The sequence below is a fragment of the Vibrio sp. A2-1 genome (assembly GCF_021728355.1).
Classification (GTDB): domain Bacteria; phylum Pseudomonadota; class Gammaproteobacteria; order Enterobacterales; family Vibrionaceae; genus Vibrio; species Vibrio splendidus_K.
Genome location: NZ_JAKKCO010000006.1, coordinates 108,973 through 123,434 on the forward strand (window position 1 = coordinate 108,973; position 14,462 = coordinate 123,434).

The 14,462-nt window shown below is 42.5% G+C and carries 7 protein-coding genes; 2 read left to right on the forward strand and 5 right to left on the reverse strand.

All coding sequences use genetic code 11. The features are described 5' to 3' along the window. Positions 1-125: 125 nt before the first annotated feature. Complete coding sequence (locus tag L3V33_RS18225; RefSeq protein ID WP_054547413.1) at positions 126-986, forward strand: oligogalacturonate-specific porin KdgM family protein; 861 nt, start codon at positions 126-128, stop codon at positions 984-986. A 191-nt stretch (positions 987-1,177) separates the two neighbouring features. Further along, a complete protein-coding gene (locus tag L3V33_RS18230; RefSeq protein WP_237290985.1) occupies positions 1,178-2,977 on the forward strand; it encodes a hypothetical protein in 1,800 nt (599 codons plus the stop codon). A gap of 928 nt (positions 2,978-3,905) precedes the next feature. Here the strand turns inward: L3V33_RS18230 and L3V33_RS18235 are convergent. The 5 genes from L3V33_RS18235 to L3V33_RS18255 form a co-directional block, all read right to left on the reverse strand. Continuing rightward, positions 3,906-5,474 carry a polysaccharide lyase family 7 protein gene (locus tag L3V33_RS18235; protein ID WP_237290986.1) on the reverse strand — a complete coding sequence of 523 codons (1,569 nt, stop codon included), beginning with the start codon at positions 5,472-5,474 and terminating at the stop codon, positions 3,906-3,908. A gap of 422 nt (positions 5,475-5,896) precedes the next feature. Continuing rightward, entirely contained in the window at positions 5,897-7,639 is a 1,743-nt protein-coding gene (locus L3V33_RS18240) for a polysaccharide lyase family 7 protein (RefSeq protein ID WP_237290987.1), read from the reverse strand. Between the two features lie 237 nt (positions 7,640-7,876). After that, the gene (locus L3V33_RS18245; protein ID WP_237291007.1) at positions 7,877-9,748 is read right to left on the reverse strand and encodes a methyl-accepting chemotaxis protein; all 1,872 of its coding nucleotides are present in this window, start codon (positions 9,746-9,748) and stop codon (positions 7,877-7,879) included. A 1,069-nt stretch (positions 9,749-10,817) separates the two neighbouring features. Continuing rightward, complete coding sequence (locus L3V33_RS18250) at positions 10,818-11,699, reverse strand: NAD(P)-dependent oxidoreductase (protein ID WP_004733521.1); 882 nt, start codon at positions 11,697-11,699, stop codon at positions 10,818-10,820. 540 nt (positions 11,700-12,239) lie between these two features. Beyond that, on the reverse strand, positions 12,240-14,318 hold the full coding sequence (locus L3V33_RS18255; protein WP_237290988.1) for a DUF4962 domain-containing protein: 2,079 nt from the start codon (positions 14,316-14,318) through the stop codon (positions 12,240-12,242). Positions 14,319-14,462: the final 144 nt, after the last annotated feature.

Consider the following 14,462-nt stretch of genomic DNA (forward strand, 5'->3'; position numbering starts at 1 on the left):
AATCTACCCTAGGAATAAATACTATATTTGTCATACATTAATTTAATACCATATAAGGTATTAGTTTGTGAGCCAGGGGTACATTGGATGTATCCAGAATAAAAAAATAATAGTGAGACAAAGGTATGAATTCTGTTACAAAAATTGCTGCAGCTGTTGCATGTACTCTTTTAGCGGGCACAGCTGCTGGTGCATCTCTTGATTATCGTTACGAGTATCGTGCTGCGACGGATTATACAAAGACTAATGGTGATACGGCTCACGTAGACGCTCGCCATCAGCACCGAGTTAAGCTAGGTGAAAGCTTTAAACTTTCAGACAAGTGGAAGCACTCTACTGGCCTAGAACTTAAGTTTCACACTGATGATTCATACTACGATGAAGATTCAGGTTCTGTTAAATCAGCGAACAGTAAAAGCTTCTACGATGGCAATTGGTACATCTATGGTATGGAGATTGATAACACAGCGACATACAAAATAGACAACAACTGGTATCTACAAATGGGTATGCCTATTGCTTGGGATTGGGATGAACCTAATGCTAATGATGGCGATTGGAAGATGAAGAAGGTTACGTTCAAACCTCAGTTCCGCGTTGGTTATAAAGCAGACATGGGTTTAACGACCGCTATTCGTTACCGTCATGAATATGCTGATTTCCGCAACCACACACAATTTGGTGACAAAGATTCTGAAACTGGCGAACGTTTAGAATCAGCTCAAAAGTCTAAAGTTACACTGACGGGTTCTTACAAAATTGAATCTCTACCTAAGCTTGGCCTTTCCTACGAAGCAAACTATGTAAAATCTTTGGATAACGTACTTCTTTATAATAGTGATGACTGGGAATGGGATGCTGGCTTAAAAGTAAACTACAAGTTCGGTTCTTGGAAACCTTTTGCTGAAATCTGGTCTTCTGATATCAGTTCATCGTCTAAAGATCGTGAAGCTAAATACCGTGTTGGTATTGCTTACTCATTCTAATAATAAAATAGTCAAACTATAAAATGGCCCTCTCCTCTTGTAATTTATTTGGGCATATTTTAATTACTTTATTTTAAATAATAGGATGTTCTAATCAGAATTAGCTTCATCCTAATAATATTTAACGACTATTCATTATCTATTTCTTATGTGATTTACATATGGATTTAATATCATAAAGAGAATATTTTATGCAGATTTCTAAAGTCGCTACAGCTGTCGCTCTTTCGACAGGTTTATTATTCGGTTGTAACAGTGATGGTTTACCCATCCCAACTGAACCTACTCCCGATCCTAGTACTCCTACTTTAACTGCGGGTTACTGGCAAATTAGTGATAGTAATTCTAGTTCAATATCTGCGTCATCAAACGCAGACCTTCCAAATGTGTATGTTTTCCAAGAAGACGGCAACCATAAATACTATGACGACGATGACAACTTAGGCACATACACAATTAAAGATGCAAGTGCATCTACAAATAATTATGACGAAGAAGCAGGTACCGTTTCTTTTACTTACTATGAAACAGGATCATCCACTCTTGAAATTTTGGATGGTGTTTTCACCCTAGATGATTCGGGCGCTCTGATAGTTACTGATAGTTCTTCAGGAATCAATTACTCAGGTTCAGATCAAACTGAGGTCGAAGGCGTGCAAGATGCTATCACTGACGCCAATGACCTAGTTGGTATTGACGGCTACGTTCAAATTTTAGATACAAACCATAATGGTAGTAAAACTGACTCAGGAGAGTTACGTTTAAAATTATCTGACAGTAGTACAGATGCAACTGTAGATACTATTGCATCAGGGAAAATGACTGTAGATCTAATCTACCAAGTGGACGAAGATACGACACAAGAAGAAAATACCTCAGGTAATAACGCATACATTAGCCTCTTTGCTTCAGGTACATCTAATATCAACCTGCACGGTGAAGTCATTTTCAACGCTGGGGAAATTTTCTACCGTTCTACGGTGGTTGAAGATGGTAAACCTCAAATTTCTGATGAGCCTGTTGGTACTTACACTTTGGGCGAAGACCTAGCTGTTGAAATCAGTTGGGCTGACGGTTATTACAGTTTCAAGGTAAATGACAACGTATATGACAATGATGGAAACGGTTTTGAATCTTTTGATAAAGCTGCAGTTACTGTCATATCATTAAAGCTTGGTGATACTTCAAATACAACGCATTACGAAATGATCGCGGATAACTTTAAAGTTTACTCAAACGACACGACTACTGACGAGTTAGTATTTGAAGATGATTTTAATGGGTACCCTAATGGTCACTCTTTATCAGGTAACCCTTATAACAGCGCCACAGCTGAAGCAACTGTTATTGTTGACGGTGACAGCACTGAACCAGACCCTGAGCCGGGAGAAGTGACAGACAACTTCGATTCTTATACTGTAGATACGCAGATCGATGTGGCTAACACTGCATACAAGACAAAAGGTGTTGATGGGGTTTTAAATACAGCAGTAATCAGTAGTGACTTTGCCAAGTCGGGCTCTAATTCTTTACGCATTGAAGATGGTGCGGACTCAACCACTGAGAATAACAAACCTATCGTTGGCCGTGACTTTGCTAATGGCGCAGCAGAAACTGGCTCTGTTTCTACATCTGTATACATCCCTAGCGATGGCTATGTAAAAGCATCATACATTTTCTTAGGTTCTAATAACGACGCATCATCTAGTGGTCGCTTCACTGAAGTTGTATTTACATCTAGTATGATTAAATTCCGCGACGAAACAGGCAGCCAAGTTGACCTTGCTTCATACTCAAAAGACACATGGGTAGATGTGACCGTCAAATGGGTGAATGACGATGTTACAGTAAATATTGATGGCACAGATTATTCTAGCTTAAAGGCTGAAAATGCAGGTGGTTTCCCGACCGCTATTGCACTATATACTGGTGACAATGGTTCAAAAGGGACATACACCTACTTTGACAACCTAGATTCAGACTTGTTCTAGCTCTCACTAGAAAAGCCAGGCTCGATTGCTAGATAAAATAATCCCTATCAAATATGTTGATAGGGATTTTTTACTCCTAGCTCAAAAATAGAAATCAGATTGGCGATTCAGTTAAGCTCTCTGACTCAGCGGAACTTTACTTCAGCGTTGAATATGGACCGATGCTGCTAGTAAGGAATGGTCCCTGCATTCTTACTTATTTAGCCCTATCAAAGCCCTGTATCTATCATAGATAGACCAAAACCCTCAGCTCTATACTCAACCCACAAATTATTATTTAGTGTCACAGACCATTTAAGGCCTGCAAGCAACTAACGCTAAACCGCATACCCTTGAGCTGTTAGAGTCGTTAGATCATCGACTTGAACCTACCTATGTATTTCATAAAGCATAAGAGCTAATAGAGTAATGGCTAACCCTACCCTCCTATTTATGAAAGAGTTAAAGCACTACTTATGGCTGTTGTTAGGAGCCTCGCTCAACAATCCAAGCGTGACGGTTCCAAGAACAGTACGGGAGTAGTCAGCCGAGCTAACGCTTATTAGTAGACCACACACAATGCGACGTTCGTGTATAGACGTCGCATTGGTAAATACTTTGAGAACAAAGTCAAAGTTTTCGAGCTATGGTGATTCCGATAAACATAACGACATTATTTGGGTTTAAATCCCCGACAAGTTGGCCTACTGGTAACCGAGATTAATCATGAGCGAGGTTAATGGTGATCGGCGCTTGGGGGGTTAATAGTGACTGAAACTGATAATGACTAAAGTTAATACTGAATGAGCTTAATGATAATGTCTTAAACTCTGTGCAACTGATAACTACCCCTCTCCTACTCAATTAAATCATACGCTTAAGCCCAAACAACAGACACAAAAAAGCCTCCGAACTCTGGGAGTTGGAGGCTTTGGTTTATAGGGTTAGATTACTTTTTGTATTGATCGTGCGATACATCTAGTTGGTAGAAAGTCGCTTGTGAGTAATCGTCTAGGTCGCCGCTGATGTTTTGGTTGTAAACACCCGCTTTGAAGTACATGTACTTACCACCTGCGTCGTAGCCGCTTTCGCTCATATCAACCACTTGCACTACGTCGTCTTTGCCTTCACGCATTAGAGTGACAGTCATCGTGTTACCCTTAACTGCGATGCGGTAGCTGAACACTTCGCCAAGCGCGATACCATCTTCACCAACTTCAGCAGTCATGCCACCAACTAGAGGGTAGAAGTCCTCTTTTGTCGCGTCTTGGCTTTCGTGTGCGAAGTAAACCGCACCCGTTGCTTGGTTTGGCAGTTTACGGTAGTACAAACGAATTGGCTCATCGTTTTGATCATGAATCTGGCCAATGATAAAGCGGCCTACTTCGTTCGCATTACCTGTCGTTGTTGCGTGATCGATTTTCAAGGTAGCTTCTAGAACACCATCAATACCCGCTGCCGCTTCTAAATCTGATTCAGGCGCGCTTGAAAATACCCAGTTGTTCTTGTTAACACCCTTAGTGCTAATAGACTGATCACCACGACGCATCATTTCACGAAGCTCTGTACGCGCGTACTTAGTGTTTTTAGATGTACGTACACCTTTCACGTAAGCTTTAAATACTAGGCCGCCGTCGTCAGCTGTGTAGAAGATTTCAGGGTGTTGGTAACCGTTTGCAAGGTTCCACTCAGAAACATCATCAGGCTTCCCATTTTTATCATGATCGAAAGGCTGAGATAGATACCAATGAGTCATATCAAAGTTTTCGCTAGGTGCATTACCTGCTAGAGGTGTCTCAGGTAAGCCCGTTGGTAGAGGTAGCGCAGTGCGTGTTTCACATTTAACTGTTGTCTCACAAGGGTAAACCGCTGCTACACCGAAGTTACCAGAACGAAGATCTTTGCGCGCATCTTTGCGTGCTTTTTCCGCCGCTTTCATTTCAGCGATCATTGCAGCTTCTGCAGCTACCACGTCTGAAGTAATGATATGGCTAGCAGGACAAGCGTTAATGCTACAGTTAACCGCAGCTAATCCCGTTACACTGTTCCAACCGTTTTTGGTATTACCGTGACCAACGTATCTTACGTAGCGTGCTTGCACTGCTGGCTCGAATTGGAAACGCTCTAGGCCGATCGCTTTACCTGAGCTTAGTTGGTTTTCTAGTACCGTTGTCCAGCTTTCGCCATCGACACTCACTTGAATATCAAATTTAGATTGGCGCTGATTACCTTTACTGAAAGATGCCTGAACCGCGTCAAACTCTTGTACTGAACCATAGTCTAGCGTTGCCCACTCGCCGTCACCCGCAGATGACCAACGTGTAGTTAGGTCTTGGTCAACGAGACGATCAGGTCCGTTACCATCATGGCTACTAGCGGTAACAACAACTGGCGTCAGAAGCGCTTCACCAGTTTCTTTGTTATTTGGAAAATCAGCAGTAGGCGTGCTCGTGCTCGCACAACCAACCGCAAGTAGAATAGAAGAAGCGAGTAAAGTTTTTAGAGTAATTTGTTTCATATTTAATCCATTATTATAATACAAAGACAGCGTTCGTAAGTGAAAGCTAAATCAGCAAACACGAGCTATAAGGCGATTCACCTATCAGTATTTGCGATAACATGAAAATATTACGTAATCTTATAATACAAATAAAACACTTCATTGGATAAATGAGACTAGGAACACTTTCCGATTTTTCCATACTTTAACTGGATCACATTTCCTATTGATAAAAGACAATATATAAGAGTTTAGAATGCGAAATGAGCTAGCAAGGGCAGAATCAGCGAGCTGTAATCGTGTGTATTTGAATGATTCGAGCAGAACATTTGTCCTTCCAAACAATCACTGTAAGTGTCCAAAAACAAAAAAAGACCACATTGTTAGGCGTCAATATGGTCATCTTCTTTACCGACATGGCTAATCAAACATCTGAGAACTCAGTTATGCTCTACTCTTAGAGAACTAAAGCTCACATCAAACACTTCACCCGCATAGTCGCTATCAGGCTTAAATTGTGGGTAGATGCCCGCTTTGAAATAGAAAGCAACATCTGTCGATACCCAATCTGACGTTAACGACACCGTGTCCCCATCCTTATCAGTGTAATCTTGCCCCCAAAGGATTGAGTGAGAAACAGTATTGGTTCCATCTGCATCATGGGTTGCCAAGTAGACACCGTCTTGGTTAGCGCGAATCGTATATCGCCACTCTTCGCTTACCGAATAAGTACCTAACTCGACACTGAATGGCTCACAATGGTTACAGTCTTGGTTGTTGCGTTCAAAATCGGAGTTCAGTATCACTCTTACTGGCTTACTCTCTCCTTCCCATAACAACTTCACCAATACTTGATTGATCTTCCAACCGTGTATTTGCCCAAGCACGACTTTCGGGTCTTGGTTATTAATGTTCGGGTAGTCTTCAATTCGTAAGCTTGCGGTTAGCTCGTGACTGGTAGCGTTCGTTCTAGTGTCCTCCAAATACCAACTTGTATCTTCATCGCTGGTGCTACAATCCGGTTGAGCACTGCTTTGATACAACTCCCTGAACTCAGAACGAATATAGCTAGAGTTTTGTGTACTAGTGCCATATCCCATGTCAGCTCGAAAGTGCATTCTTCCGTCATCGGTATTGAAATAAGAAAGACCAATATCGCTGTCGTAGACATCACTGTTATTGGCGAGAAGGCCTTTGCTCGATTCGCAGCGCTCAGGTTCTAGTTCAGCAGCACTGTCACCCCCACTTCCATACCAAGTGTCTTTACTCGCAGGAATCGTCAACTTCCAATCGCTAATATCCCAATCGTTTGAGCCGTTGACCTGTGTTGTAGTGTATCGCAAAGCCTGAAAGTGGGCCGTAGCTTCACCATTTTCAAATTGATTATAGATACCTGCTTTAAAGTAACTCAGTAGGTGCTGCCAGTAGGTGATGTCTTCGTCGACTTTAACTTCATCGTTCACTTTGAGCGAAAGGGTGTTTTCATAAACAGAAAGATCAAACTTGGTGAAACTATCGAGATCCGCCTCTCCCAAATCGTAGCGATTATATGAAGTGGCGTAACAATCCGAAGAGTCAGCAGCACTGCTACAATCAATGGCATTGTTTTTCATGACCGCCCAGTAGTGACCTGTGAGGCCATCTCGTTCCTGCTCCCAAACTACACGCAATAGCGGATGAGGGATATAACCCGTACCATTCTCGTCAGTGCCCTTATTGTGTATCTGTAGCAACGTCACTTCATCATGATCAGCGGGTGAACTCGCCATTGCATGTTCGATATCAGGTAAGCTTATTTCCGCATACAGGCTTCGTCTTACACCAGTTTCATTGATATCGAAGTTTTCTCCCTCACGAACCTCTGAACGCATCTTATAGTTCGCCATTTTGAAGATTAGGTTTTCCGTCTCTTCATCCGCGTAAAAATAATCACTGATGTAGCCATCGAAATCCCCACCTTTAACTTCAGAAGTTTTATTACCCTCTGTGCCATTAGGATCCGATACCTGAAGGTCAGAACTCGAGAGGATGTTTTGATACTTAGCAATATCATAAGGCGCAACAACACCATAAGAAGTACCTGGACTGGTGTTATCAGAAGAGTCATTGCTATCGCTTGAGCTGCTTCCACCGCAGCCGTATGTGAGCGAAGCGAGCGCAACGATGATGATTGGCTTATTCACATTTATCTCACTTATCCATAAGAGTAGAGTGATAATGTATATTTGTACTATTTTATGTCAATTATCTATTTATCAGAATGTGAGATGCGGCAAATGAAGTGAAATGAACGGATATTGCGTAGAATTAGATTCAAGAACAACGCAGAAAAGCCACTCTAAACTCGACAGTTAATGAGTGGCTCTCAGATCAACAACTAAACTTAGTATGTTGATTTTTAGATATAAATATTAGAAAGATTAAACCTTAAAGCTGCTCATCAACTCACTAACGCTACCGTTAAGTGTTTTGATTTCTGCTGATTCAGTCAACTGATCTTGGCTTAGCTTATTAAGTTCCTCAACAAAGCTTTCAATCTTATGCATGTTCTTAGCAATGCTCTGAATAAGGGCGTTTTGCTCAACAGATGAACCCGAAATGTCATTGTTGAAACGACTTACTGTTTCCATCTGCTCGGTTAGCTTCGCCAACATGTTTACAGCTTGAACCACTTGAGCGCGAGTCAGTTCACAGTTACTTTTGGTCAACTCAATCGATTTAACCAAACCATCTGATTTAGACTGCAAGCCAGATAACGCTTCATCAATTTCCGAGGTACTGATTTGCGTTCGGTTGGCTAACGCACGGACTTCATCAGCAACCACCGCGAAACCTCGACCATGTTCACCCGCTCTCGCCGCTTCAATTGACGCATTCAATGCCAGCAAATTAGTTTGTTCCGCAATCCCGCCAATCACAGACACGATAGACTGGATGCTCTGCGTTTCATTGGCCATTGAGCGAATATCATCAGAAGTGGTGCAGACTTGCTTCTCAAGATCACTGATATAGGTTTCCGTCACGGTGTTAATCTGTTTAGTCTCATCACTGAACACAGCCGCTTCTCTTGCTGCTTCTGCCGCGGACTGAGAACTCTTTTCTACTTCATTCGATGCTTCAGACAAGCCGTTAATCGCAGAGACCACTTGAACCGTTTCATCAGTATGAACTTGCAGTACGTCGCTGGTTTCTTTACAGCCTTCGCGAATACTCAGTACCTTGGTATCGAGATCCGAGTTCTTATATTTCACATCCTTAACCATCTCTTGTAAGCCGATAATGAACAAGTTGATGTCTTTGGCGATATGTCCTAAGTCATCATTCCCCTTCTCAGCAAGCCTTTGAGTCAGGTCTCCGTTACCTTGAGATAGGTCGTGGACGATTTTGCGCAGTGACACGATTGGGCGATAAAAACGATTTAGAAGCAAAATCATCAATATCACCGAGCCAAACACACAAGCCACGATAAGGATGCGCGCACTCGACATCACGCCATTCAACTGATTGAGCGCGAGTTCAGGGTCAATACTAGAGATCATGAACCACTCTTTCTGGTTGCCAATATCCACTTTCTTGGCCATCAATATTCTCTGGTTACCATCAATCACACCCTCAATGAATTGATCAGGCTGTTCAATGGCACTGTTGAGTTTCATCTGCGTATCCGCAGAAGATATATTGCTTTGCGGAAGTACGTTTTCGATTGTTGAAGCGACCACCATGCCCTTCTCGTCGATGATAATGCCTTTGGCTTCGTAGATGCTGTCCAACTGTTCAAGCTGCGTTTCCAAATCGTCAAAACGTATGTCGGCCATGATGACGCGATCTTGGTATGAGTACGTCACACCAATCATAGGCACTTGAGTACTCTTAGTGAAAAACAGATCACTAAAAGATAAGCCTGATTTCAATTTCGCTTGTTGATACCAAGGTCGAGTGGTTGGATTGTACTTTTCTTTGATTCCAACACCGTTAGGGAAAGACTCTGACGGACGAGAAGTGTAAGAACGGCCGTCGTCAAAACCAACTACGATTTTATCAATGCCACCGAGCTTGGCTGCGTAGTGCATAAGCGCTTCATTAGGCACTTGGTATGGGGATTTCATGAACTCTTGTGCGACAGAGTTTACGGTATCGATAGTGCGCTGAACGGTACTTTCTATTTGATTAATTTCTATCGTTAGCGAGTGGTCAATCTCGTTATAAATCGTTTGGTTTACCTGGTCTGCTGCTAAGTCAAGCGTAAACCAGTTCGTAAATGCCAACGCACTAGAACTGACGATCGCCACCATTAAAATCAATTTTCCTTTAAACCCTAGAGACAATTTTGAATTCATAAAACTCATCATCCATATCAACCTATGTCTATTATTTTCATCCGAATGAAATGGTCATTTTTTACATTTTCGAAGATACGGGAAGCGAAACTTGTTCATGCCGATCCATCGTCACAACTACCAATTTAATTAATATTGTATGTTTAATTAATGGAACTTTCTGTGAGCGATATTGACATATTAAAACTGGCTAAAACCACCCTGTGACATAGGTATCATTTATGAGTCTTGGCTTTTAACGCGATTGGGAAAGAGCAAGTAAATCACGAAAAATGATCGAATTTCAAATAACCATCAAACAAATTCGCCGATAATACTTCTAATCAAATTATTGATATCAATTTCGATTCGCTGACTAGAAAGTGAGCCTTAAGTCACATTCTCACTAACCAACCATTCACTAAAGGCATTCAACCTTTAGATTTATTTGTAATACAATAACCCCTAATGTATGGTGTACTTGAATCATAACTTAAGTTATTTCTGGATGCTTTTGTGCAATTCAAAGTGGTAATTGAAGCAACGCGCTTTAAGGTCATTGAACACGTTTAATGTAGAGACTGTCGGGGGATCTCGTTAATCGTTATTTTACTTGTCTTGTTCATTGGTTTTTCCAGACGGCTAGTCCGAATACGCCCACACAGTCACCAGCTGTGTGGGCTTTTTTTTGCTTTCTTTTCGGACCAGACATTCGAGCAGTGTTAAACCATCATCAACAATCAGTTAAGTGCACTGGTTTAAGCTTGCGAGGAAAAGTGAGTGAACGAGTGGGTGCTAGAAAGCTTTGAATTTGCCGTTAGAAATAGGAATAGATATAGATATAGATATAGAAAAAAACAGGAATTGAGGCAGTAGCAGAGTTAAACAGAGTTTTGATTAGGTGTAGCTGAGGGAATTGAAGTAGAAGTAGAAGTAGAAGATTTTAAACAGGGAACAAAGGATTGGATATGGCAGATAAAAACGAACCTCGCTGAGGTATCGCCGCCTAGAAGACAAGCGATACCCTAGCGAGGTCGTACGTCGATTACTTCTCTAGTTTAGCGAAGTAGTCGAAGATTACTGGTACATCGTTGTTACCCATGCCGGCATCAACAGCAGCTTGTAGGCTTGTTGCAGTACCTTGAGCGATTAGAGACTCAGTACCTAGCTCTTCACAAAGTGCAAGGAAGTAACCAAGGTCTTTGTTAGCGTTAGCAACAGAGAAACCTAGCTTCTCTTCGCCGTCTACTGCGTAGAACTTACAGAATTGCATGAACGGAGAGTTAGATGGACCTGCAGACATGATATCAAACAGTTGTTGGCCATCAACACCAGCGCGTTGAGCAACAGCGAAAGCTTGAGACATAGTTGCAACAGTCGTCATGCCCATGAAGTTGTTTACAAGCTTAGTTACGTGACCAGAACCTAGAGCGCCTAGGTGGAATACGTTTTCGCCTTGCTCTTCAAGAACAGGTTTAACTTTGTTGAAAGTTTCCATGTCGCCAGCAGCCATGATGTTCAGAAGACCATCTTTAGCGTGTGCAGGAGTACGACCTAGAGGTGCGTCGATCATGCCCGCGCCTTTTTCAGCAAGAGCTGCGCCGATTTTCTTAGTAGAAGCAGGGATAGAAGTACCGAAGTCTACTAGTACTGCGCCTTCTTTGATGCCCGCAAGAACACCGTCTTCGCCGTATACGATTTTTTCAACAACAGCTGAAGTTGTAAGACAAAACTGAACAATGTCACTTGCCGCAGCGAGTTCTTTAGCAGAAGTGAATGCAGTCGCATTACCGCGGTCTGTAACGCGAGCAACAGCTTCAGCGCTTAGATCCATTACGTTTACGTGGTAGCCGCGCTTTTGCAGGTTTTCAACCATGTTGCCGCCCATAAGACCTAGGCCAATGAAACCGATTACAGGTTTAGTCATGTTCAAACTCCAAATATAGTATTGTATGATTATATGCTCATTATAATAACTACGTCTTTCTCGTTTCGCAATAGTTTTAGGGCATTGATTTGATGGTTAGACGCAAGTTGTGACGGGGGTTCACTTTACGAGAAAATATGGGGCACGCTTTGTACTTACAGGAACTATATGCCACCTAAAAAACCGTCTATTGATGAAATAACATACGTTAAATGTCATACGATTAGTAAGAACAAGCTACGCCTTTACCTATGTATAGTTCACTACTCCCTTACTCAGCCAGTGACGAAGGTAGTTCACGGTAAAACTGACTAAACCGCCGTGACGCTAACTAAACCGTTGTAAGACTGGGCTCAGTGCTTGAGTTACTTAAGACGGTGGTTTCCACCAGGCCAATCAAGTTTTCTTTCAACCTGATCGGTTTGCCACTTATCCAACTTAACTAGCTAACTAACTAACTAACTAACTAACTAGACAAACAAAAAAACTCCGAGCTTTCACTCGGAGTTTTTAGTATCTAGCTTCTGTTACTTCAGCGGATTACAGTTCGATTGAAACCATTTCACCGTCAACATTGAGTAGTAGCGTGTTGCCTTCAAGCTTATGAGACACTTCAACTTGCTCGCCTTCGTTCTTATTAGGAACGAGAAGCGTCAGGATGTTGTGCTCTTTCGATGGCTTGAATTCCACTTCAACGTGACGGTGGATTTCAAGATCTTTGAACTCGTATGGGTCAACTTCGCCGAAGCCTTCAACGTTCTTAACTGAAGTGATGTTATCAGCAGACTCGTTGATGAAGTTTACGTCTAGGTGTGCAACTTCGCCGCGGATAGTGAAAGACTTGTCTGCCACTTCATTTGCGAAAGTTGTGTGCATTAGCCAAGTCATGTCTTTCTCTTCAGAAAGCGTAGCCTTGTCTTGCATTACGAATACTTTACCTTGAACGAACCAAACTTTACGCTTGTAAGATTCGATTTCAGGAACGAAATACTTGTAAGATGCCGTTGCATCACCTTCAACCATCTTCACATCAGATTCTGTGTCGAAGTCAGAAATAGTGCCGCCCGCTTCGATACAGAAACGATCTTGGTGGTTTTCGTAGCCTGTGTTCTTGTTCTCGCCGTACTGACCTTTACCGCCAAACAGTGGAAGGTTTTTAGAGAACGTTTGACGACGCCACTTAGTGTGCATGTCTACACCGAAACCACCGTAGTAACCTGTTACTGACGCTAGCGTTTCACCAAATGCGTGAAGCGTAAATGCGTTTTGGTCACCGTGAGAGTGGCTGATTGAGCCAAACGGAGAACATTTGAATACCATGTGAATATGGTTATCACGCTCAGTCATCTTGTTGTGGAATGCAGCCCAACCCGTGATTGGGAATACTTTCAACAGTGGATCATTCGATGGTGCTTTCTCTTCAGGAGCATCCCAAAGGAAGTTAAAACGAAGATCGTCGTAACCGAAGTCCCACCAACCAAAGTTGTAGAATTTAGTGTGTGCTTCAGTATCACGGCCTTTCAGTTGGTTGTAGTACCAAACGTACTCAGGCTTCTGGTTAACACCTGCGTAGTGCTTGATGTTGTAAGCCAGTTTTAGACCTGGGAAATCGCCGATTGAAGACTGGTCACAGAAGCTCGCGCGCTTAGAGTGAACAGGCATACAATAAAGCGGGAAGTCACCGGTGTTTTCATAGAATGTTTTGTTAAACATGTCTACGCAACAGTATGCTTTCAATAGGTCGAATGCTTCGCCTAGGAATGCCGTTTGTGTGTTCCAGTAGTCTGGACCTTCAGCCCAACCGCCGTCTACACCGCCCCATGGTGGGTAGTGTACTGCGTAGTATTCTAGAGCGTAAGCGATGTACTCGCCTGCTTTCGGGTGATCGTGGTAAAGCGCGATACACGTTGGGATGATAGCAGAAGAGATAGAACGAACACCGTGGCTGTTTAGCGGGTTGTTTAATAGGTCAACCGTCACTTTCAGGTGGTGCATGATTTCGTCTAGACGCTCAATTAAAGCATCTTGAACTTGCTGACGTTCTTCATCTGTGAAGTAGCCGTGTAGCCAGTCGTAACCCCAAGCCATAGCAGCGATAACACGGAAAGCCGCTTCATCGTTATAGCCACGAGAAGTCACGCCTTCTGGATCGTACGTAGACAGTTTTAGAGTCCAAGCTTTTGCTTTCGCAATGAGCGCTTCATCTTCTTTCACAACACCAGCAATCGCTAGGTTACGTGTCGCATTCAGTGCCATTTGGCAATCAACGTACATTTGACGCCAATAAGGACGCCATAGAGAAGCTTTACCTACCGTCTCAGCTGGGTACGCTTGAGGCTCTTCAAAAGGAGCAGTCTCAAGGAACTTAACTGTCGAGTTGTTGTAGAAATCATCAAACATGCAGTGAGCTTCATCAGCTTTCACTTTCGCTTTGAATTCTTCTAACTGATCAGCTTGAACAAGAAGACGCGGACGTGCTTCGCTCAAGGTGTCTAGGAATGATAGGTCGAAGTCACGTGTCTGTACTTCGATAGGGAGTAGGTCTACAAGATTACCTGCTGAAGTATCATTCTCCAGCTTCATCTTCCTGATTGCATCAAGAGATTTTTGGTCGCTCATTCTAACTCACTTATTTTTCAAGTTGATTGAAAGGAATTAGCAACAATATACGTCTTATTGTAGGACAATTGAATATATTTCGATTCGATTGAACCACTTTGTACAGTTTTCGTGATTTAGGTCAGATATCTTTCACCTGACGGT